Origin of the sequence: Pseudomonas sp. NPDC087598 (genome assembly GCF_044743525.1) — a bacterium.
Lineage (GTDB): Bacteria > Pseudomonadota > Gammaproteobacteria > Pseudomonadales > Pseudomonadaceae > Aquipseudomonas.
Genome location: NZ_JBIUWQ010000004.1, coordinates 24,153 through 47,897 on the forward strand (window position 1 = coordinate 24,153; position 23,745 = coordinate 47,897).

At 61.1% G+C, this 23,745-nt stretch carries 9 protein-coding genes and 1 pseudogene; 9 read left to right on the top strand and 1 reads right to left on the bottom strand.

What is annotated here, in order from left to right:
* Positions 1 to 27 precede the first annotated feature (27 nt).
* A pseudogene (locus ACIOWE_RS03660) lies at positions 28 to 11,580 on the bottom strand (retention module-containing protein); the annotation flags it as partial.
* A 358-nt stretch (positions 11,581 to 11,938) separates the two neighbouring features.
* On the opposite strand from ACIOWE_RS03660, the gene ACIOWE_RS03665 reads away from it, so the two are divergent.
* From ACIOWE_RS03665 to ACIOWE_RS03705, 9 genes are all read left to right on the top strand, one after another.
* Positions 11,939 to 13,291, top strand: coding sequence for a TolC family outer membrane protein (locus ACIOWE_RS03665; protein ID WP_201236082.1), 1,353 nt, complete (start codon positions 11,939 to 11,941; stop codon positions 13,289 to 13,291).
* Between the two features lie 34 nt (positions 13,292 to 13,325).
* Positions 13,326 to 15,482, top strand: coding sequence for a type I secretion system permease/ATPase (locus ACIOWE_RS03670; RefSeq protein ID WP_201236081.1), 2,157 nt, complete (start codon positions 13,326 to 13,328; stop codon positions 15,480 to 15,482).
* A complete protein-coding gene (locus ACIOWE_RS03675; RefSeq protein ID WP_401387487.1) occupies positions 15,472 to 16,839 on the top strand; it encodes an HlyD family type I secretion periplasmic adaptor subunit in 1,368 nt (455 codons plus the stop codon). Before ACIOWE_RS03670 ends, ACIOWE_RS03675 begins: the two co-directional genes overlap by 11 nt.
* Positions 16,840 to 17,191: 352 nt before the next feature.
* On the top strand, positions 17,192 to 18,088 hold the full coding sequence (locus ACIOWE_RS03680) for a TauD/TfdA dioxygenase family protein (RefSeq protein WP_401387489.1): 897 nt from the start codon (positions 17,192 to 17,194) through the stop codon (positions 18,086 to 18,088).
* An 18-nt stretch (positions 18,089 to 18,106) separates the two neighbouring features.
* On the top strand, positions 18,107 to 19,132 hold the full coding sequence (locus ACIOWE_RS03685) for an ABC transporter substrate-binding protein (protein ID WP_401387492.1): 1,026 nt from the start codon (positions 18,107 to 18,109) through the stop codon (positions 19,130 to 19,132).
* A gap of 5 nt (positions 19,133 to 19,137) precedes the next feature.
* On the top strand, positions 19,138 to 19,998 hold the full coding sequence (locus tag ACIOWE_RS03690) for an ABC transporter ATP-binding protein (protein ID WP_401387495.1): 861 nt from the start codon (positions 19,138 to 19,140) through the stop codon (positions 19,996 to 19,998).
* 20 nt (positions 19,999 to 20,018) lie between these two features.
* Positions 20,019 to 20,885 (top strand): ABC transporter permease, encoded by an 867-nt coding sequence (locus ACIOWE_RS03695; RefSeq protein WP_401387498.1) that lies wholly within the window; start codon positions 20,019 to 20,021, stop codon positions 20,883 to 20,885.
* A 173-nt stretch (positions 20,886 to 21,058) separates the two neighbouring features.
* On the top strand, positions 21,059 to 21,976 hold the full coding sequence (locus ACIOWE_RS03700; protein ID WP_401387501.1) for a LysR family transcriptional regulator: 918 nt from the start codon (positions 21,059 to 21,061) through the stop codon (positions 21,974 to 21,976).
* 221 nt (positions 21,977 to 22,197) lie between these two features.
* A complete protein-coding gene (locus ACIOWE_RS03705; protein ID WP_401387504.1) occupies positions 22,198 to 23,736 on the top strand; it encodes an MFS transporter in 1,539 nt (512 codons plus the stop codon).
* The last annotated feature ends 9 nt before the right edge of the window (positions 23,737 to 23,745 follow it).

Sequence of the window (23,745 nt, forward strand, 5' to 3'; positions counted from 1 at the left end):
GCTGGTTACCAGTTTCTCGAAGTTGCCACCGGTGGCGTTGCTGATAGTGGCCTGGACGGTGCCGGCGTCCTTGTAGACGTCGTCAGCCGGTGCCGGAACAGTCACGGTGCCGGTGGTTTTACCTGCTTCGATGGTGATCACCGAACCGTTGCTCAGGGTTACGGTGACTGGCGAGCCAGCGGCGTTGGTCAGAGTCGCGGTGTAGGTGATCTGACCACCTTCAGCGACAGTGCCGGTCGCGCTGAGCGACAGGTTTGTGGTGTCGATGGTGTCAGTGACCGTGGTCGAAACCGGCGTCTTGTCAGCAACCAGATTTTCATAGTTGCCGCCGCTGACATTGGTGATCGCGTTGGTCAGTGGCGCATGACCGGTCAACACGTCATTCGGCGCGGTGGTGGTCACGGTGCCGGTGGTTTTGCCCACTTCGATGGTGATGTTCTGACCGTTGGCCAGAGTCACGACCACAGGCGAACCGGTGACCGGTGCGCCAACTGTCGCGGTGTAGGTAACGGTCCCACCCTCAGCCGCCGACTCGGTCGCGGTCAGTTTGACCGTGGTGGTATCGATGGTGTCGGTGACGTTGGTCACGGCTGGAACGGTGCTCGGCACCAGGTTCTCGAAGTTGCCACCGGTGGCGGTGCTGATCGTGGCTTGCACGGTGCCGGCGTCTTTGTAGACGTCGTCAGCCGGGGCTGGAACGGTCACGGTGCCAGTGGTTTTACCGGCCTCGATGGTGATCACGGCACCGTTGGACAGCGTCACGGTCACTGGCGAGCCAGCGGCGTTGGTCAGGGTCGCGGTGTAGACGATTGAGCCACCTTCAGCGACCGATGGCGTAGCACTCAGCGCCAGATTGGTGGTGTCGACGGTGTCGGTGACGTTGGTCGAAACCGGCGTCTTGTCGGCAACAAGGTTCTCGTAGTTGCCACCGGACACGTTGGTGATCGAGTTGGTCAGCGGCGCGTGGCCGGTCAGCGCGTCATTTGGCGCCGTGGTGGTCGCGGTGCCGGTGGTCTGGCCAACACCGATGGTGATGGTCTGACCGTTGGCGAGGGTCACGGTGACCGGCGAACCGGTGATTGGAGCACCCACAGTTGCAGTGTAAGTGACGTTGCCACCCTCGGCTGCGGTTGTGGTCGCAGTGAGTTTCACGGTCGTCGTGTCGATGGTGTCGGTAACGCTAGTGACTGCCGGTGTGGTGCTCGGCACCAGATTCTCGAAGTTGCCACCGGTGGCGGTGCTGATCGTCGCCTGCACGGTGCCGGCGTCTTTGTAGACGTCGTCCGCTGGCGCCGGAACGGTCACGGTGCCAGTGGTTTTGCCGGCCTCGATAGTGATCACGGCGCCGTTCGACAGGGTTACCGTCACTGGCGAGCCAGCGGCGTTGGTCAAGGTTGCGGTGTAAACAATCGAGTCACCTTCGGCCACGGTGCCGGTCGCGCTCAGCGACAGGTTGGTGGTGTCGACGGTGTCGGTGACGTTGGTCGAGACCGGTGTCTTGTCGGCAACAAGATTCTCGTAGTTGCCACCAGTCACGTTGGTGATCGAGTTGGTCAGCGGTGCGTGGCCAGTCAGTGCGTCGTTTGGCGCAGTGGCGGTCGCGGTGCCGGTGGTCTGGCCAACACCAATGGTGATGGTTTGACCGTTGGCCAGCGTCACGACAACTGGGGAGCCGGTAACCGGAGCACCGACAGTCGCAGTGTAAGTAACGGTGCCACCCTCAGACGCCGATTCAGTCGCGGCCAGTTTGACCGTGGTGGTATCGATGGTGTCAGTGACGTTAGTCACTGCCGGTACGGTGCTCGGCACCAGATTCTCGAAGTTGCCACCGGTTGCGGTCGAAATGGTTGCTTCGACTTTGCCCGCATCTTTGTAGACGTCATCAGCCGGTGCCGGAACGGTCACGGTGCCAGTGGTTTTGCCCGCTTCAATGGTGATCACGGCGCCGTTGGACAGGGTCACGGTCACTGGCGTGCCGGCCGGGTTGGTCAGCGTGGCGGTGTAAATGATCGAACCACCTTCAGCGACCGAATTGGTAGCGCTGAGCGACAGATTGGTGGTGTCGACGGTATCGGTCACGGTGGTGCTGACCGGCGTTTTGTCGGCCACGAGATTTTCGTAGTTGCCGCCGGTTACGCCAGTGATCGCGTTGGTCAGCGGCGCGTGGCCGGTCAACACGTCGTTCGGCGCGGTGGTGGTCACGGTCCCCGTGGTTTTGCCCACTTCAATAGTGATGTTCTGACCGTTTGACAGGGTCACGACGACAGGCGAACCGGTGACTGGAGCGCCCACGGTGGCGGTGTAAGTGACAGTACCGCCTTCGGCCGCCGACTCGGTCGCGGTCAGTTTGACCGTGGTGGTGTCGATGGTGTCGGTGACGTTGGTCACGGCCGGTACAGTGCTCTGCACCAGGTTTTCGAAGTTGCCGCCGGTGGCAGTCGAAATGGTCGCTTCAACCTTGCCCGCGTCTTTGTAAACGTCATCAGCCGGAGCCGGAACGGTCACTGTGCCGGTGGTTTTACCCGCTTCGATGGTGATAACCGCGCCGTTCGACAGGGTCACGGTCACTGGCGAGCCAGCGGCGTTGGTCAGGGTGGCGGTGTAAACAATCGAACCGCCCTCAGCGACAGAGCCAGTGGCGCTCAGCGACAGATTGGTGGTGTCGACGGTGTCGGTGACAGTGGTCGAAACCGGCGTCTTGTCGGCAACGAGGTTCTCGTAATTGCCGCCGGTTACGCCAGTAATTGCGTTGGTCAGCGGTGCGTGGCCAGTCAGTGCGTCGTTCGGCGCGGTGGTGGTCACGGTACCGGTGGTTTTACCCAGTTCGATGGTGATCTGCTGACCATTGGACAGGGTCACGACCACAGGCGAACCGGTGACTGGAGCGCCTACAGTGGCGGTGTAGGTGACAGTACCGCCTTCAGCTACGGACGTATCGGCAGTCAGTTTGACCGTCGAGGTATCGATGGTGTCGGTCACTTCGGTCACGGCCGGCGTCGTGCTCGGCACCAGGTTTTCGAAGTTGCCGCCAGTCGCGGTGGAAATGGTTGCTTCGACCTTGCCGGCGTCTTTGTAGACGTCGTCAGCCGGGGCTGGAACGGTGACGGTGCCAGTGGTTTTACCCGCCTCGATGGTGATCACGGCACCGTTCGACAGTGTCACGGTCACTGGCGAGCCAGCGGCGTTGGTCAGGGTGGCGGTGTAGATGATCGAGCCACCTTCAGCGACCGATGGGGTAGCGCTGAGCGACAGGTTGGTGGTGTCGACGGTGTCGGTCACAGTCGTGCTGACTGGAGTTTTGTCTGCCACGAGGTTTTCGTAGTTGCCGCCGGTTACACCAGTAATGGCGTTGGTCAGCGGTGCGTGGCCAGTCAATGCGTCGTTTGGCGCAGTGGCGGTCGCGGTGCCGGTGGTCTGGCCAACACCGATGGTGATGGTCTGACCGTTGGTCAGCGTCACGACGACAGGCGAACCGGTAACTGGCGCGCCAACGGTGGCGGTGTAGGTAACGGTGCCACCTTCGGCTGCCGATTCGGTAGCCGTCAGTTTGACGGTGGTGGTGTCGATGGTGTCGGTAACGTTGGTGACCGCCGGAACAGTGCTCGGTACCAGACTCTCGAAGTTGCCGCCCGTCGCGGTGGAAATGGTTGCTTCGACCTTGCCCGCGTCTTTGTAGACGTCGTCAGCCGGGGCTGGAACCGTCACGGTGCCGGTGGTTTTACCGGCCTCGATGGTGATCACGGCGCCGTTCGACAAAGTCACGGTCACTGGCGAACCAGCGGCATTGGTCAACGTCGCGGTGTAGGTGATCTGACCACCTTCGGCCACAGTGCCGGTCGCAGTCAGCGACAGATTGGTGGTGTCGACGGTGTCGGTGACATTGGTCGAAACCGGCGTTTTGTCGGCAACCAGATTCTCGTAGTTACCGCCACTCACGTCGGTGATCGAGTTGGTCAGCGGCGCATGACCGGTCAACGCGTCGTTTGGCGCGGTGGTGGTGACAGTGCCAGTGGTTTTACCCACTTCGATGGTGATGTTCTGACCATTGGCCAGAGTCACGACCACAGGCGAACCAGTAACCGGCGCGCCAACCGTGGCGGTGTAAGTAACGGTGCCACCTTCGGCTGCCGATTCGGTAGCCGTCAGTTTGACGGTGGTGGTGTCGATGGTGTCGGTGACGTTGGTCACCGCCGGAGCGGTGCTCGGCACCAGGTTCTCGAAGTTACCGCCAGTGGCAGTCGAAATGGTTGCTTCGACTTTCCCTGCATCTTTGTAAACGTCATCAGCCGGTGCCGGAACGGTCACGGTACCGGTGGTTTTACCCGCCTCAATCGTGATGACGGCCCCGTTCGACAGGGTCACAGTCACTGGCGTGCCGGCCGGGTTGGTCAGCGTCGCGGTGTAAACAATCGAACCGCCTTCAGCCACCGAATCGGTCGCGGTCAGGTTCAGGTTGGTGGTGTCGGTGGTGTCCGAAACCGCGGTGTCAGCCGACTTGCCGTCGGTCACCAGTTTTTCGTAGTTGCCACCAGTCGCGCCGTCGATGGTCACGCTCAACGAGCTGCCGCCCGCCAATGGGCTGTTCGGCGCAACGAAGTTCACGGTGCCGGTGGTTTCACCGACAGCGATGGTGATGGTCTGGCCGTTGGACAGGGTCACGACGACCGGCGAGCCAGTCACAGGCGCGGTCACGGTCGCGGTGTAGACCACGGTTTCGCCTTCGGCGACGTTAGCCGTGGCAGTCAGCGACACAGTGGACGTGTCGATGGTGTCGTTGACGGTGGTGACCGCTGGAGTGGTGCTGGTGACGAGGTTCTCGAAGTCGCCACCGGTCGCGCCCTTGATGGTCGCTTCAACGGTGCCGGCGTCTTTGTAGACGTCGTCCTTCGGTGCATCGACGGTCACGGTGCCGGTGTTTTTACCGGCCTCGATGGTGATGGTCGCGCCATTGCTCAACGTTACGGTGACCGGGCTGCCGGCAGCGTTGGTCAACGTCGCGGTGTAGGTGATCTGGCCACCTTCGTTCACCGCGCCAGTGGCGCTCAGCGACAGGTTGGTGGTGTCGACAGTGTCGGTCACGGTAGTGCTGACCGGGGTTTTGTCGGCCACGAGGTTTTCGTAATTACCGCCGCTGACGTCAGTGATCGAGTTGGTCAGCGGCGCGTGGCCAGTCAACGCGTCGTTTGGCGCGGTGGTGGTGACGGTGCCGGTGGTTTTGCCGACTTCGATGGTGATGTTCTGGCCGTTGGCCAACGTCACCACGACCGGCGAACCGGTGACTGGCGCGCCGACAGTGGCGGTGTAGGTGACGGTGCCACCCTCGGCAGCCGACTCGGTGGCCGTCAGTTTTACGGTCGAGGTGTCGATGGTGTCAGTGACGTCGGTCACCGCTGGCGTGGTGCTCGGAACGAGGTTCTCGAAGTTGCCGCCGGTAGCGTCCTTGATGGTGACTTCGACTTTGCCGGCGTCTTTGTAGACGTCGTCGGCTGGCGCCGGAACAGTCACGGTGCCGCTGGTTTTACCGGCCTCAATGGTAATGACGGCGCCATTGGACAGGGTCACGGTGACCGGCGAACCCGCCGCGTTGGTCAGCGTCGCGGTGTAAACGATCGAACCGCCTTCAGCCACAGTCCCGGTCGCAGTCAGCGACAGGTTGGTGGTGTCGACAGTGTCGGTGACGTTGGTCGAAACCGGGGTCTTGTCGGCCACCAGGTTCTCGTAGTTGCCGCCGCTCACATCAGTGATCGCGTTGGTCAGCGGCGCGTGACCGGTCAACGCATCGTTTGGTGCGGTGGTGGTGACGGTGCCGGTGGTTTTGCCGACTTCGATGGTGATGTTCTGACCGTTGGCCAGAGTCACGACCACCGGCGAACCGGTAACCGGCGCGCCAACAGTCGCGGTGTAAGTAACGGTGCCACCTTCAGCAGCCGATTCTGTCGCGGTCAGTTTGACCGTGGTGGTGTCGATGGTATCGGTGACTTCGGTGACGGCCGGAACGGTGCTCGGCACCAGGTTCTCGAAATTGCCGCCAGTGGCAGTCGAAATGGTCGCTTCGACTTTGCCTGCGTCTTTGTAAACGTCATCAGCCGGGGCTGGAACGGTGACGGTGCCGGTGGTTTTACCCGCCTCGATGGTGATCACGGCGCCGTTCGACAGGGTCACGGTTACTGGCGAACCAGCAGCGTTGGTCAGTGTCGCGGTGTAGGTGATCGAACCGCCCTCGGCGACCGAGTTGGTGGCGCTGAGCGACAGGTTGGTGGTGTCGACGGTGTCGGTGACGCTGGTCGACACCGGGGTCTTGTCGGCCACGAGGTTTTCGTAGTTGCCGCCGCTGACGTTGGTGATCGAGTTACCCAGCGAGGCCTGACCGGTCAGCGCGTCGTTTGGCGCGGTGAAGGTCACGGTGCCGGTGGTTTTGCCGACTTCGATAGTGATTTGCTGACCGTTGGCCAGGGTCACAACGACAGGCGAACCGGTAACCGGCGCACCAACAGTCGCGGTGTAAGTGACGGTGCCACCTTCAGCCACGGTGGTATCTGCGGTCAGTTTCACGGTCGAGGTGTCGATGGTGTCAGTGACATCGGTGACGGCTGGCGTGGTGCTCGGAACGAGGTTCTCGAAGTTGCCGCCGGTAGCGTCCTTGATCGTGACTTCGACTTTGCCGGCGTCTTTGTAGACGTCATCGGCAGGCGCCGGAACGGTCACGGTGCCGGTGGTTTTGCCCGCTTCGATGGTGATCACCGAGCCATTGCTCAGGGTCACGGTCACTGGCGTGCCAGCCGGATTGGTCAGGGTCGCGGTGTAAACGATCGAACCACCCTCGGCCACAGTCCCGGTCGCGCTCAGCGACAGGTTGGTGGTGTCGGTGGTGTCGGTCACGCTGGTGCTGACCGGGGTTTTGTCGGCGACCAGATTTTCGTAGTTGCCGCCGGTAACGCCGGTAATCGAGTTACTCAGTGGCGCCTGACCTACCAGTGCATCGTTCGGTGCAGTGGTGGTGACGGTGCCGGTGGTTTGGCCGACTTCGATTGTGATGCTCTGGCCGTTGGCCAGGGTCACGACCACCGGCGAACCGGTGACTGGCGCGCCAACCGTCGCGGTGTAAGTGACGGTGCCACCTTCAGCCACGGTGGTGTCGGCAGTCAGTTTCACGGTCGAGGTGTCGATGGTATCGGTGACTTCGGTAACGGCTGGAACGGTGCTCGGCACCAGGTTCTCGAAGTTGCCGCCAGTCGCGGTGGAAATGGTCGCTTCGACCTTGCCCGCGTCTTTGTAAACGTCATCCGCCGGCGCCGGAACCGTCACGGTGCCGCTGGTTTTGCCAGCCTCGATGGTGATGACGGCGCCGTTGCTCAGGGTCACGGTGACTGGCGAGCCAGCCGCGTTGGTCAGGGTCGCGGTGTAAACAATCGAGCCGCCCTCAGCCACGGAACCGCTCGCGCTCAGCGACAGGTTGGTGGTGTCGACGGTATCGGTGACGCTGGTCGAAACCGGCGTCTTGTCGGCCACGAGGTTTTCGTAGTTGCCGCCGCTGACTTCAGTGATCGAATTACTCAACGGCGCGTGGCCGGTCAGCGCGTCGTTTGGCGCAGTGGTGGTCACGGTGCCGGTGGTTTTACCCACTTCGATGGTGATCTGCTGACCGTTGGCCAAGGTCACCACGACAGGCGAACCAGTGACTGGCGCGCCAACGGTAGCGGTGTAAGTGACGGTGCCGCCTTCAGCCACGGTGGTGTCGGCAGTCAGTTTCACGGTCGAAGTATCGATGGTGTCAGTGACATCGGTAACGGCCGGAACGGTGCTCGGTACCAGATTCTCGAAGTTGCCGCCGGTGGCGTCCTTGATCGTCACTTCGACTTTGCCGGCGTCTTTGTAGACGTCATCGGCAGGCGCCGGAATGGTCACGGTGCCCGTGGTCTTGCCCGCTTCGATGGTGATCACCGAGCCGTTGCTCAGGGTCACAGTGACGGGCGAACCAGCAGCGTTGGTCAGCGTGGCGGTGTAAATAATCTGGCCACCTTCAGCCACGGAACCGGTCGCGCTCAGCGACAGGTTGGTAGTGTCGGTGGTGTCGGTCACGCTGGTGCTGACCGGGGTTTTGTCGGCCACGAGGTTTTCGTAGTTGCCGCCGGTGACGCCAGTAATCGAGTTGCTCAGTGGCGCCTGACCTACCAGTGCGTCGTTTGGCGCGGTGGTGGTGACGGTGCCAGTGGTTTGGCCGACTTCGATGGTGATGCTCTGGCCGTTGGCCAACGTCACCACGACAGGCGAACCGGTGACTGGCGCGCCAACGGTAGCGGTGTAAGTAACAGTGCCGCCTTCAGCTACTGTCGTGTCGGCGGTCAGTTTGACCGTCGAGGTGTCGATGGTATCGGTGACGTCAGTGACGGCTGGCGTGGTGCTCGGAACGAGGTTCTCGAAATTACCGCCCGTTGCGTCCTTGATCGTCACTTCGACTTTGCCAGCGTCTTTGTAGACGTCATCGGCAGGCGCCGGAACGGTCACGGTGCCGGTGGTCTTGCCTGCTTCGATGGTGATCACCGAGCCATTGCTCAGGGTCACGGTCACTGGCGAACCAGCCGCGTTGGTCAGGGTCGCGGTGTAAGTGATCGAGCCACCTTCGGCTACCGTGCCGGTTGCGGACAGCGACAGGTTGGTGGTGTCGACGGTGTCGGTCACGGTGGTGCTAACCGGGGTTTTGTCGGCTACCAGGTCTTCGTAGTTTCCGCCAGAAACGCCGGTGATCGAATTGGTGATCGGCGCGTGGCCGGTCAATGCGTCGTTCGGTGCAGTGGTGGTCACGGTGCCGGTGGTTTTACCGACTTCGATGGTGATGTTCTGACCATTGGCCAGGGTCACAACGACAGGCGAACCGGTAACCGGTGCACCGACAGTAGCGGTATACGTGACAGTCCCGCCTTCAGCCGCCGACTCGGTAGCGGTCAGTTTGACGGTGGTGGTGTCGATGGTATCGGTAACGTTGGTGACCGCTGGCGTGGTGCTCGGAACGAGGTTCTCGAAGTTGCCGCCAGTGGCGTCCTTGATGGTTACTTCAACTTGGCCGGCGTCTTTATAGACGTCATCGGCAGGCGCCGGAACGGTCACGGTGCCAGTGGTTTTACCGGCCTCAATGGTGATCACCGAGCCATTGCTCAGGGTCACGGTCACTGGGGTGCCGGCCGGATTGGTCAGGGTCGCGGTGTAAACAATCGAGCCGCCCTCAGCCACGGAACCGGTCGCGCTCAGCGTCAGGTCGGTGGTGTCGGTGACGTCAGTGACGGTGGTCGAAACCGGGGTTTTGTCGGCCGCCAGGTCTTCGTAATTACCGCCGGAAACACCGGTGATCGAGTTGGTCAGCGGTGCATTGCCGGCCAACGCGTCGTTCGGCGCGGTGGCGGTCACGGTACCGGTGGTTTTACCGATGTCGATGGTGATCTGCTGACCGTTGGCCAGGGTTACGACCACAGGCGAACCGGTGACTGGCGCGCCAACGGTGGCGGTGTAAGTGACGGTGCCACCTTCTGCCACGGAGGTGTCGGCGGTCAGTTTGACGGTCGAGGTGTCGATGGTGTCAGTGACTTCGGTGACGGCCGGAACGGTGCTCGGCACCAGATTCTCGAAGTTACCGCCCGTGGCGTCCTTGATCGACACTTCAACTTTGCCGGCATCTTTATAGACGTCATCGGCAGGTGCCGGAACAGTCACGGTGCCGGTGGTCTTGCCCGCTTCGATAGTGATTACCGAGCCGTTGCTCAGGGTCACGGTTACCGGGGTTTGCGCGGCATTGGTCAAGGTTGCGGTGTAAACGATCGACCCACCCTCGGCAACGGAGCCGGTAGCGCTGAGGCTAAGGCCAGTGTTGTCGATCGAGTCGGTCACGGTGGTGATCGCTGGCGTCGTGTTCGGCACCAGGTTCTCGAAGTTGCCACCGCTAGTACCGGTAATCGTGGTGCTGACGGTGCCGCCATTGTTGTAGACGTCGTTCGGCGCGGTTGGCACGTTGACGCTGCCGCTGGTCTTGCCGGCTTCAATGGTGATGGTCGAGCCGTTCGACAGGGTAATGGTGACCGGTGTCTGCGCAGCGTTGGTCAGGGTCGCGGTGTAGGTGATCTGGCCACCTTCGACGACGGTACCGGTGGCGGTGAGGCTCACGCTGGTGGTGTCGATCGAATCGGTCACGGTGGTGGTCGCTGGCGTCGTGTTCGGCACCAGGTTCTCGAAGTTGCCGCCGGTTGCACCGGTAATCGTGGTGCTGACGGTGCCGCCATTGTTGTAGACGTCGTTCGGCGCGGTCGGCACGTTGACGGTGCCGGAGGTCTGGCCGGCTTCAATGGTGATGGTCGAGCCGTTCGACAGTGTGACGGTGACCGGCGTCTGCGCCGGGTTGGTCAGGGTCGCGGTGTAGGTGATCTGACCACCCTCGACGACGCTGCCGGTAGCGGTCAGGGTCAGGCCGGTGTTGTCGATCGAATCGGTGATGGTGGTCACCGCCGGTGTCGGGTTCGGCACCAGGTTTTCGAAGTTGCCACCCGTGGCACTGGTGATGGTGGTGGTGACGGTGCTGCCGTTGTTATAGACGTCGTTGGCCGGGGTCGGCACGTTGACGGTGCCAGTGGTCTGGCCCGCGCCGATGGTGATGGTCGAGCCGTTCGACAGGGTGACGGTCACCGGCGTTTGCGCCGGATTGGTCAGGGTCGCGGTGTAGGTGATCTGGCCGCCTTCGGTGACGCTCGGGCCCGCCGTCAAGGTGACGGTGGTGGTGTCGATGGTGTCGGTGACCTGGGTCGTGGCCGGAGTGGTCGGCGGGGTCACGGTGATGCCGTTGCCGCCAGTGGTGCCGGTGACGGTCACGTCGATCTGGGTCGGATCGTTATAAACGGTGTCGTTCGGTGCCAGCGGCACGTTGACGGTGCCAGTGGTGGAGCCGGCCGGAATCACGATAACCGCGCCGTTGGACAGGGTGATGGTCAGGTCGGTCAGCGGTGCCTGGGTCAGGGTCGCGGTGTACACCAGCACGCCGCCGGCTTCGGTGATGGTCGGCGTGGCGCTGAGGCTCAGGGTCGACTCACGCAAGGCGTTGGTGGTGGTGTCGGTGGTCTGGCCACCGGTGATGTTTTGCGCCGCTTGCGCGCCTGAGTTGATCCCCGCCGTCGGGAAACCAATGGTCGGATCAACGCGGCCCGCCGTGGCATCAAGCATCACGAAGCTGTGGCCACCGCCAGCCGCACCGCCAGTACCCGCGGCCGTAGGGCCGGCAGCGGTGGCTTCAAGGGCGGTAGTCGGGTCGACACCTGCGGCGATGGCTTGCTGCAGTTCTGCTACTGATGGCGCAGCTTGCGCGGTGGCTTCGGCCAGGTCAGTGCTGGAGTCAGGGGCGTTGGCGCTCCACTGGGTTTCGCGGCCCAGATCGAGGGTGCGGCCATCAGCCAGTTCAAGCGACACGGCGCCGGAGAGGCCAGTGTCGATCTGGTCGCCGACATACAGGCGATCGCCTTCAACGAGTACACGGCGTACGCCCTCTGGGGACACCACGAATACCTGACCGACAATGCTTTTGACGACGGCAACAACACTGCTCATTGAAGACTCTCCGGGGTGTCACGTTCAGTTGACTTCCATGGACCTGATGGCATGGATGCCGATTCAGTCTGGACGTACTTTAAAAAAATGCGAAACAAGTTTGACGCATACATTCGTCAATAATTTGGCTAGATTCTTTCGCTATTAACTTTATGCCAAACTATTGACCTTCTGGGTGCCATCCTAAACAATCGCCCCACTAATGTCACATTGATATTTCCGCGGCGACCTGTCCTTCAGCGTGTGATCCAGTTCCTGTTTTGAACTTTCCGACATACGGTCATTCCGGTTGCCATCATCCGCCGCAGCAGCACGTTTTGCTGTGATTCAAGACAAGTAGTTCTGGGAAATCGTTACCATGCGTTCGCATTTGTTCAAGGCTCTACCTTTCGCTCTCGCCGCTTCATTCGCCCAAGCACAATCCTTACCAGAGGCTATGCAACAGGCCTTGGATGTCCATCCGGAAATCCAGGCAGGGGTCAACAGTCGTTTGGCCGCGGATTATCAGTTAAAGGCTGCAAAAGGTGGATACCTGCCCAAGGTCGATCTGCTCGGCGGTTATGGCCGTGAAGGCACCGACAGCGTGACCACCCGTGCCAACGGTGGTGGCAATCACTGGGAAACCCTGAACCGCAGCGAGTCAAGTTTACGTCTCTCGCAAATGGTCTTTGACGGTTTTGCGACGTCCAGCGAAGTCGGCCGTCAACAAGCCACCGTCAACTCCCGCGCCTACTCGTTGCTCGGCACCTCCGAGCGCACCGGCCTGACCGTCGCCCAGGTATACCTGGACGTGCTGACCCGCCGCGAATTCGTGCGACTGGCCGAGGACAACCTCAAGAGCCATCAGCGTATCTACGACCAGATCCAGTTGCGCACCCAGCGCGGCGTCGGCAGCGGTGCCGACCTCGATCAGGCCGAAGCGCGGATGGCCCAGGCCCGCAACAACCTGATCACCGAACAGACCAACCTGGCCGACTCGGAAACCAACTTCCTCAGCGCTGTTGGCCAGATGCCTGACCAACTGGAGCGTCCGGCACCGTTCATGGCCATGATGCCGGCCAACCTCAATGAAGCGCGCCAGCAGATGCTGGAAAACAGCCCGATCCTGCGCTCGGCCGAGTCCGATATCGCCGCTGCCGAAAAGCAGTACGAAACCGCCAAGTCGACCTTCTACCCGCGTTTCGATGCTGAATTGGGTCGTACTGCCGACAACGATCTCGACGGCCAGAACGGTCACAATAACGAATGGCAGGCGATGCTGCGCATGCGCTTCAACCTCTATTCGGGTGGCAGCAACAAGGCGGATCTGGAATCCAAGTCGTACCTGTCGAACCAGGCGCTGGACATCCGCAACAACGCCCTGCGTCAGTTGAACGAAGAACTGGGCCTGGCCTGGAACGCCTTGAACAACGCTAACGCGCAAGTGCCGATTGCTCAGCAGTACGTCGATCACAGCACCTCGGTGCGCACCGCGTACCAGCGCCAGTTCAGCCTCGGCGAGCGTACCTTGCTCGATTTGCTCGATAGTGAAAACGAGTTGTTCACCGCTTCGCGGCGTCTGGCTGAAATCAAAAACATTCAGTTATTTACTCAGTATCGAATCAAGGCGACCATGGGCGAGTTGCTCAGAAGCCAGGGAGTGGTCGCACCGTTGGCATCCGTTGTGCAGAACGACGTGAAGCCCAAGGTCCAGCTGCCTGGGATGAATTGAGTTATCCCTTTTCAACTGTCAAAGAGTGTCGAGCGTGGAATCAGAAGTCAGTCGAGTTCATCTCAGTCATGATCCACGCGCGTTGCACGACGATCCGTTACTGGATGGTCTGCTCGCCCTTTGCATGCTGCACCAGAAGCCCGCCAGCGCGGCAATGCTGACCACCGGCCTGCCGCTGCCCAAACAACGTCTGAGTGTCGAGTTGCTGCCCCGCGCAGCGGCTCGCGCTGGCCTGCAAGGTCGGGTGCTGCAACGCAAGCTGGAAGAAATTCCGGCGATTGCGATGCCGGCGCTGTTGCTGCTCAAGGACGGTCGCAGTGCCGTCCTGCTCGGCTGGCAAGGTGAAAACGAAGCGCGGGTGCTGCTCAGCGAAAGCGATGGCGGCGAGTCCGTGGTCAGCCGCGAACTGCTGACCGACGACTACACCGGCAAAGTCTTCTTCGCCCAGCCGCAACACAAATTCGACGTTAATCACGGCACGCTGATTCCGCGTGCGCGCTCGTGGTTCCGCGACACCCTCAAGCGCTCGCGCTGGCTGTATGCCGATGCGATCGCCGCCAGTTTCCTGATCAACATCATCGCCATGGCCGCGCCGCTGTTCGTGATGAACGTCTACGACCGCGTGGTGCCGAACCAGGCTGAGGCGACCCTCTGGGTACTCGCTCTGGGCATCACCGGCGCCTACATCTTCGACCTGATTCTGAAGAGCCTGCGCGCCCTGTGCCTGGACCTGGCCGGGAAGAAAACTGACCTGATCATCTCGGCCACGCTGTTCGAGCGCATCGTCGGCATGGCGATGAAATACCGCCCGGCGCGGGTCGGCAGCTTTGCGCAGAACATCCATGAGTTTCAGAGCCTGCGCGACTTCCTTGCGTCGCTGACCCTGACCAGCCTGATCGATCTGCCGTTCACCATCCTGATCTTTATTGTCATCGCGATTCTCGGCGGGCATCTGGTGTGGATCCCGGTGCTGGCATTCCCGATTGCCCTGTTGATCGGCTACGCCTTGCAGAAGCCGCTGGTGGCAACCATGGAACGCACCATGGCGCTGGGCGCCGAGCGTCAGTCGAGCCTGATCGAAACCCTCGCCGGTCTCGACGCGGTCAAGGTCAACAACGCCGAAAGCGAACGCCAATATCAGTGGGAACAGACCATCGGCACCCTCAGCCGCCTCGAACTGCGGGTGAAAATGCTCTCCGGTCTGGCGATGAACATCACCCTGCTGATCCAGCAGCTGGCCGGGGTGATCATGATCGTTTTCGGCGTTTACCAGATCATCGACGGCCACTTGAGCATGGGCGGTCTGATTGCCTGCTACATGCTCAGCGGTCGTGCGCTGAGTCCGCTGGCGTCGCTGTCCGGTCTGCTGACCCGTTACCAGCAAGCCCGCGTGACCATGACCTCGGTCGACCAGATGATGGAGCTGCCGCAGGAGCGCAACTTCGAAGAGCGCCCGCTGAGCCGCAAGGTTCTGCAAGGCGCCATCGAATGCCGCCAGCTCAATTTCACCTACCCGGAACAACAGAATCCGGCGCTGAAGAACATCAACCTGGTGATCCGTCCCGGCGAGAAGATTGGCATCATCGGCCGCAGTGGTTCGGGCAAGAGTTCGCTGGCCAAACTGCTGGTCGGCCTGTATCAGCCGGACGACGGCGCGTTGCTGGTCGACGGTGTGGATATCCGCCAGATCGACGTCAGCGAACTGCGCTACAACATCGGCTACGTGCCGCAGGACATTCAACTGCTGGCCGGCACCCTGCGCGACAACCTCGTGTCCGGTGCGCGTTATGTCGAAGACGAACTCGTCCTGCAAGCCGCCGAACTGGCTGGTGTCCATGAATTCGCCCGTCTGCACCCTCAAGGTTATGAACTGCAAGTGGGCGAGCGCGGGCAGAACCTGTCCGGTGGCCAACGCCAGAACGTCGCACTGGCCCGGGCGCTGCTGCTCAATCCGCCGATCCTGTTGATGGACGAGCCGACCAGCGCCATGGACAACACCGGCGAAGAACGTCTCAAGCAACGCCTCGCCGCCGTGATTGAAAACAAGACCGTGGTGCTGGTGACGCACCGGGCATCACTGTTGTCGCTGGTGGATCGCCTGCTGGTGATCGACCGTGGACAGATTCTCGCCGATGGCCCGAAAGCCGCCGTGATGGAAGCGTTGAAGAAGGGGCAGATCAGTGTTGCTTAAGTCGGGTTTCAAGGATTCGATCCGTCGCTACTTCAAAGGCTCTGCATCCTTGCAGGGTCAGCCGCTGCCTGAGGTCAACAAAGCGCTGATCGAAGACGCCCCGCGCGTCGTGCGCCTGACGATCTGGGCGATCATCGGCTTCTTCGTGTTCCTGCTGCTCTGGGCCAACTTCGCCGTGATCGACGAAGTAACCAAGGGTGACGGCAAGGCGATTCCTTCGTCGAAGATTCAGAAAATCCAGAACCTCGAGGGCGGGATCGTCTCCGAACTGTTCGTCAAGGAAGGTCAGATCGTCGAGGCCGGCGCACCGCTGATTCGGCTGGATGACACGCGATTTGCTTCCAACGTCGGCGAAACCGAAGCCGATCGACTGTCGATGCTGCTGCGCGTCGAACGCCTGAGCGCCGAGGTTGATGACCGTCCGCTGAATTTCCCCGAAGACGTGCTCAAAGCGGTGCCGGGTCAGGCGAAAAGCGAAGAATCGCTTTACGTCAGCCGCCGTCAGCAGTTGCACGACGAGATCGGCGGCTTGCAGGAACAGTTGATTCAGCGCCAGCAAGAGCTGCGCGAATTCGGCTCCAAGCAAGCACAGTATCGCCAGCAACTCGGCTTGCAGCGTCAGGAAATCAACATGTCCGAGCCGCTGGTGGCGCAGGGCGCGGTGTCCCCGGTGGAAGTGCTGCGGCTCAAGCGTGCCGAAGTGGAAACCCGTGGGCAGCTCGACGCCACCACGTTGGCAATCCCGCGTGCGGAGTCGGCGATCAAGGAAGTGCAGCGCAAAATTGATGAAACCCGTGGCAAATTCCGCAGTGAAGCGCTGACCCAGCTCAACGAAGCGCGCACCGACCTGAACAAGGCCAGCGCGACGGGTAAGGCCCTGGAAGATCGCGTCAGCCGTACATTGGTCACCTCGCCAGTGCGCGGCATCGTCAACAAGTTGCTGGTCAACACCATCGGCGGCGTGATCCAGCCGGGCAGCGACATGGTGGAAATCGTCCCACTGGATGACACCTTGTTGGTCGAAGCTAAAATTCGCCCGCAAGACATCGCCTTCCTGCATCCGGGGCAGGAAGCGATCGTGAAATTCACCGCCTATGACTACACCATCTACGGCGGGCTGAAGGCCCAGCTGGAGCAGATCGGTGCTGACACCATCACCGATGAAGACAAGAAAACCACTTACTACATGATTAAGGTGCGCACCGAGCGCAGCCACTTGGGCACCGATGACAAACCCTTGCTGATCATCCCGGGGATGGTCGCTTCGGTGGATATCATCACCGGCAAGAAGTCGGTGTTGAGTTATCTACTCAAGCCGATCATTCGCGCCCGGGCCGAGGCCCTGCACGAGCGTTAATTCTCTAGTGGCTTTGCTGGCCCAATCGCTGGCAAGCCAGCTCCCACAGGGTTCTATGCCGGGCACAAATCCCTGTGGGAGCTGGCTTGCCAGCGAAGGCGTCAGCCAAATCACACATCTCTGTCAGGAAGTGACAAAAACCGTCACTCACCACCCAGTCCATTCCTCACCATTCGCCATATCGTTATTCGCTAACGGTATTTAATTTCCAATTCTTATAGCTATAAAGTCACTCCCCTGCGTACCTGCCGACCAATCGGCGCGCCGCACGACCCGAACCAACACGCAATCCAGCGTGAGTTTCTGATCGACGAGCGCGCCTGTGAGCGCGCCGTGCGTGGGAGATTGAAAGATGTCCGCAGCTACTGCCACCCCTAGCGCCGCGACCGCCGCGCCGCAAACCTTCGAAATTCGCCCGTTCAGTGGTGCCGTTGGCGCCGAAATCATCGGCCTCGACCTGACCCGTCCGGTCAACGATGAGGACTTCGCCCGCATTCACCGTGCGCATCTGGATCATCACGTCGTGGTGTTCCGTGACCAACGCATCTCCCCGCAACAGCAGATCGATTTCAGCCGCCGCTTCGGCGTGTTGCAGATCCACGTGCTCAAGCAGTTCCTGCTGGCCAATCATCCGGAAATCCTCATCGTTTCCAACATCGTCGAGAACGGCCAGAACATCGGCCTCGGCGATGCCGGCAAATTCTGGCACTCCGATCTCTCTTATAAAGAGCTGCCAAGCCTCGGCTCGATGCTCCATGCGCAGGAGCTGCCGTCAGAGGGCGGCGACACGCTATTTGCCGACATGCACAAAGCCTGGGACAACCTGCCCGAAGCGCTGCGCAAAGCGGTCGAAGGGCGTTCTGCCGCGCATTCCTACACCGCGCGCTACAGCGAAACCAAATTCGAGGGTAACTGGCGCCCGACCCTGACCCCGGAGCAGCTGGCGCAGGTCGCCGAAGTGGTGCACCCGATCGTCCGTACTCATCCGGAAAACGGCCGCAAGGCGTTGTTCGTCAGCGAAGGCTTCACCACGCGCATCGTCGGCCTGCCGGCAGACGAGAGCCAACAACTGCTCGCCGAGCTCTACGCCCACAGCGTGCTGCCACAAAACATCTACCGCCATCAGTGGCAGCCCCACGACATGGTGTTCTGGGACAACCGTTCGCTGATCCATCTCGCCGCCGGCTGCCCTGCGCACCTGCGCCGCAAACTGTTTCGCACGACCATCCAGGGCGACGCGCCTTTCTGATTTGCCGGAGATTCGATCATGTCCAAACGTCTTCCATTCGCACCGCTGGCCGCCGCCATTGGCCTCGGTTTCAGTCTGATCGCCGGCAGCCTGCTGGCGCCGACCGTGGCCCACGCTGAAGGTGAAATCCGTATCGCCGAACAGTTCGGCATTGTCTATTTATTGCTCAACGTGGTGCGTGATCAGGGATTGATCGAGAAGTACGGCAAGCAGGAAGGCCTCGACATCAAGGTCGACTGGACGCAGCTCTCCGGCGGCGCGGCGGTCAACGACGCGCTGTTGTCCGGCTCCATCGACATTGCCGGCGCCGGTGTCGGGCCGTTGCTGACTATCTGGGATCGCACCCATGGCAAGCAGAACGTCAAAGCCGTGGCCTCGCTGGGCAACTTCCCTTACTACCTGGTGAGCAACAATCCCAAGATCAAAACCATCGCCGATTTCACCGAGAAGGATCGCATTGCGGTGCCGGCAGTCGGGGTTTCGGTGCAGTCGCGTTTCCTGCAATACGCGGCGGCCAAGCAGTGGGGTGACAAGGAGTTCAACCGCCTCGACAAGTACACCATCGCCGTTCCGCACCCGGACGCGACCGCTGCGTTGATCGCCGGCGGCACCGAACTGACCGGGCATTTCTCCAATCCGCCGTTCCAGGATCAGGCGCTGCAGAACCCGAATGTGCACGTGGTGCTCAACTCCTACGACGTGCTCGGCCCGAATTCGCCAACCGTGCTGTTCGCCACCGAGAAGTTCCGCAACGACAACCCGAAGACCTACAAGGCCTTCGTCGAGGCCCTGACCGAAGCCGCGCAATTTGCGCAGAACGATAAAGGCGCGGCAGCGGACACTTACATCCGCGTGACCAAGGCCAAGATCGACCGCGCCGAATTGCTGAAAATCATCGACAACCCGCAATTCGAATTCAGCGTCACGCCGAAAAACACTTATCCACTGGCCGAATTCCTCTACCGCGTTGGCGCGATCAAGAACAAACCTGAATCGTGGAAGGACTACTTCTTCCAGGACGCCAAACCGCTGCAAGGGAGCTGACTGAAATGAACGCCCCTTTGCCAGGCCACGCGGCCAGCAACCTGCTCGCCAGCACGCAAGCGCTGCTGGCGGTCGATCAAGTCAGTCTCGAATACCGCACGCCGCAACGTGTCGTGCGGGCGACTCATCAGGTCAGTTTCGAGGTCGATCAGCAGGATCGTTTCGTGCTGCTCGGCCCGTCCGGCTGCGGCAAATCGACCTTGCTCAAAGCCGTTGCCGGGTTCATTGCGCCATGTGAAGGCGAGATTCGTCTGCAAGGTCAGCGCGTCGATGCGCCGGGGCCGGACCGCATCGTGGTGTTTCAGGAGTTCGATCAACTGCCACCGTGGAAAACGGTGAAGCAGAACGTGATGTTCCCGCTGCTGGCCTCGCGCACCCTGAAGAAAAAACAAGCCGAAGAGCGCGCGCTGCACTATCTGGAAAAGGTTGGTCTGGCGGCGTTTGCCGATGCTTATCCGCATACCTTGTCCGGCGGCATGAAAGCACGGGTAGCGATTGCCCGAGCGCTGGCAATGCAGCCGAAAATCCTCCTGATGGACGAGCCGTTCGCCGCGCTGGACGCGCTGACCCGACGCAAGATGCAGGAAGAGTTGTTGCTGCTCTGGGAGGAAGTGCGCTTCACGCTGTTGTTCGTCACGCACTCGATCGAAGAGGCACTGGTGGTCGGCAATCGCATCCTGTTGCTGTCGCCGCATCCGGGGCGGGTGCGCGCCGAAGTGCACAGCCATCAATACGATCTGCAGAGCCTCGGCGGTGTGGCGTTTCAGGAATCGGCGCGGCGCATCCATCGGCTGCTGTTCGACGAAGGCCAGTCGCCGGAAACCGAACTGGATCATGACTTCAACGACATTCGCATCGCTTATTGAGCGGCCAGGAGGATTGCCCGATGAGCCATTCATCGTCTGCACGACAAGAGTTCGAAACGGTTCTCGAGCCGCTGACCAGCGTGCCGGTCGAGCGCGAATTACCGCTGGGCCAACGGCTGTGGCAACAGGGTTGGTTGCGTAAAAGCCTGATCCTGATTTTGCTCGCGATCATTTGGGAAATCGTCGCCCGGGTACAGAACAACGATTTGCTGCTGCCGAGCTTCGTACAGACCAGTCATGCGCTGTACGACGGTCTGCTCAGCGGTGAATTGCTGGGCAAGGTGTGGATATCACTGGTGGTGCTGCTCAAGGGTTACCTGATCGGCATCGTCCTGGCGTTTGCCCTGACCACGCTGGCGGTGTCGACTCAGTTTGGGCGGGACCTGCTAAGCACGCTGACCTCGATGTTCAATCCTCTGCCGGCAATTGCCTTGCTGCCGCTGGCCCTGCTGTGGTTTGGACTGGGGCAAAACAGCCTGATTTTTGTGCTGGTGCATTCGGTGTTGTGGGCGCTGGCTCTCAACACCTACGCGGGGTTTCTCGGTGTGTCGGAAACCCTGCGCATGGCCGGGCGCAACTACGGGCTGAAGGGCATGCGCTTTGTCTTGTTCATCCTGATTCCGGCGGCGCTGCCGTCGATTCTCGCCGGACTGAAAATCGGCTGGGCGTTTGCCTGGCGTACGTTGATCGCGGCTGAGCTGGTGTTCGGGGCGACCAGCGGTAAGGGTGGATTGGGCTGGTACATCTTCCAGAATCGCAATGAGCTGTACACCGACAAGGTGTTTGCCGGGCTCGCCGTGGTGATCCTTATTGGTTTGCTGGTGGAGAATCTGGTGTTCGACACCTTGGAACGGGTGACGGTGAAGCGTTGGGGCATGCAGCGCTGATTTGTCGCGCCCAGACCCGCCCATTCGCGAGCAGGCTCGCTCCCACATTTGAAATGCATTCCCATGTGGGAGCGAGCCTGCTCGCGAAAGCGTCCAACCGGCCACCGCCTCATTAGCTGAATGTTTGCTAGCATTGCGCGTAGATCAATCCAGATCTGCCACGAGTGCTTAGCATGCAACTCCCGGACATGAACCTTCTGGTTGCCCTCGACGCCCTGCTCGATGAGGGCAGCGTGGTTGGCGCCGCCAGACGGATGAACCTCAGTCCGGCGGCTATGAGTCGCACGCTGACGCGCATCCGCGAAGCCATCGGCGATCCGATTCTGGTGCGCGCAGGTCGGGGCCTGGTGCCAACGCCCAAGGCCCTGGAGTTGCGCGAACAAGTGCGCGATGTGGTCGAGCGGGCCGCGCTGCTGTTCCGCTCGGCTGACGACGTCGATCTGAGCACCTTGCGTCGCCGCTTCAGTATTCGCGCCAACGATTTTTTTATCGGCGTGTACGGTGGCAAGCTGTTCGACACCCTTGATCAAAAGGCCCCGCATTGCGAGCTGCGCTTCGTTCCGGAGGGTGATGGCGACGACGAAGCGCTGCGCGAAGGGCGGATTGATCTGAGTGTCAGCAACAATCGCCCGGTCAGTCCGGAAGTCAAAGTGCAGAACCTCTTCTCCACGCATTTCGTTGGCCTGGTGCGCGAGGATCACCCACTACTCGACGATGAAATCACTGCGGAACGCTATGCCGGGTTTTCCCATATCAGCATGTCGCGCCGGGGTATTGCCCGCGGCCCGATCGATACCGCGCTGAATGCGTTGGGGCTGGAGCGGCGGGTGGCGGTGATTGCGCCGAGTTTCCACGCAGCGATGTTTGCCTTGCCCGATTCCGACCTGATTTTGCCGGTACCCAAAGAAGCGCTGCTCAGCGTGCGAAGGTTGGGATTGAAGCTGCGCTCGTTCAACCTGCCGATCCCGTTGCCGACCATGATGCTGACCCAGGCCTGGCACCCGCGCTTCGACAAGGACCCGGCGCACCGCTGGCTGCGCGAGACCCTGAAGACTTGCTGCGACGAAACCTGGTTGGCCGCCCAACCCTGATTCGAAAACCTCACAACCCCCCCCTGTAGGAGTGAGCCTGCTCGCGATAGCGGTGTATCAGTCGCCGACAATCTCGACTGAAATGGCGCCATCGCGAGCAGGCTCACTCCTACAGGGAATAGTTGCGCCAGACGCACTTATAAACTGCCAATAAGTCAATTTTCGTCAGCACAAAGCCCGACTAAGATGCTCCGGTATTTTCCTCCCGGAGTAGCTATTTCATGACATCCCTGACGGTCACGGCGTCCATCGCTGCGGCCAGCCCGGCGACGGTGGCGACGCCACCGTCATTCGGGGCGCGGATTATCATCGGCCTGGTTGGCGTACTGCTGGCGGTGCTGGTGTCGGGCCTCAACGAGATGGTGACCAAGGTCGCCCTGGCCGATATTCGCGGCGCGCTGAACATCGGCTACGACGAAGGCACCTGGCTGGTCGCCAGTTACACCGCCACCTCGGTGGCGGCCATGGCGTTTGCGCCGTGGTGTTCGGTGACCTTTTCGCTGCGCCGGTTCACCCTTTGTGCAATCAGCCTTTTTACGCTGCTCGGCGTGCTCTGTCCGTTCGCCCCGAACTACGAAAGCCTGCTGTTGATGCGCACCCTGCAAGGCCTGGCCGGCGGGGCGTTGCCGCCGATGCTGATGACCGTTGCCCTGCGCTTTCTGCCGGCCAATTTCAAACTCTATGGCCTGGCCGGTTACGCGCTCACCGCAACCTTTGGTCCGGGGCTCGGCACGCCGCTGGCCGGCTTGTGGACCGAATACGTCGGTTGGCAATGGACGTTCTGGCAAATCATCGTGCCGTGCCTGATCGCCATGGTCATGGTCGCTTACGGCATACCCCAGGATCCGCTGCGGCTGGAACGCCTCAAAGCGTTCAACTGGAAAGGCCTGCTGCTGGGCTTCCCGGCGATCTGCATGTTGGTGATCGGCCTGTTGCAAGGCAATCGGCTGGACTGGTTCGAGTCGAAACTGATCTGCGCGCTGCTCGGCTCGGGATCGCTGTTGCTGGTGGCGTTTCTGATCAACGAGTGGTCGCAGCCGATTCCGTTTTTCAAGTTGCAGATGCTCGGTATCCGCAACCTGTCATTTGCCCTCATGACCCTGGCCGGGGTGTTGGTGGTGCTGCAGGCGGTGGTGTTGATTCCGTCGAGTTATCTGGCACAAGTACAGGGTTATCGCCCGGTACAGACCGCGCCGATCATGTTGATTGCTGCGCTACCGCAATTGATTGCGTTACCGCTGGTGGCAGCGTTGTGCAACCTGCGTTGGGTCGATTGCCGCTGGGTGCTGGGGGCAGGTTTGAGCATGTTGATGCTGTCCTGCCTCGGTGGCTCGCTGCTGACCTCGGAGTGGATTCGCGACAATTTCTACGTCCTGCAATGGCTGCAGATCTTCGGCCAGCCGATGTCAGTGTTGCCGCTGTTGATGCTCTCGACCGGCAGCATCCAGCCAATGGATGGACCGTTTGCCTCGGCATGGTTCAACACCGTGAAAGGCCTGGCGGCGGTGGTGGCCACCGGGGTAATCGAGGCGCTGACCACGGCCCGGCTGCATTTCCACTCGACCATGTTGGTCGACAGCCTCGGCAACTCGCCACTGGCCGATCGCAGTGATCCGGGCCTTGCCCATCGCTTGCACGAACAGGCCGTGGTGCTGACTTCTTCCGATCTTTATCTGTGCATGGCCGGCGTCGCGGTGGCGCTGGTCCTGCTGATTTTCTGGCTGCCGACGCGGATCTTTCCGCCGCGCGCGCCGACCTGATGGCTGTAA

Coding starts and splice junctions, on each gene's coding strand:
- ACIOWE_RS03685 (WP_401387492.1), top strand. CDS start 18,107: ATGTCCAAACGTCTTCCATTCGCACCGCTGGCCGCCGCCATTGGCCTC.
- ACIOWE_RS03665 (WP_201236082.1), top strand. CDS start 11,939: ATGCGTTCGCATTTGTTCAAGGCTCTACCTTTCGCTCTCGCCGCTTCA.
- ACIOWE_RS03695 (WP_401387498.1), top strand. CDS start 20,019: ATGAGCCATTCATCGTCTGCACGACAAGAGTTCGAAACGGTTCTCGAG.
- ACIOWE_RS03680 (WP_401387489.1), top strand. CDS start 17,192: ATGTCCGCAGCTACTGCCACCCCTAGCGCCGCGACCGCCGCGCCGCAA.
- ACIOWE_RS03690 (WP_401387495.1), top strand. CDS start 19,138: ATGAACGCCCCTTTGCCAGGCCACGCGGCCAGCAACCTGCTCGCCAGC.
- ACIOWE_RS03700 (WP_401387501.1), top strand. CDS start 21,059: ATGCAACTCCCGGACATGAACCTTCTGGTTGCCCTCGACGCCCTGCTC.
- ACIOWE_RS03705 (WP_401387504.1), top strand. CDS start 22,198: ATGACATCCCTGACGGTCACGGCGTCCATCGCTGCGGCCAGCCCGGCG.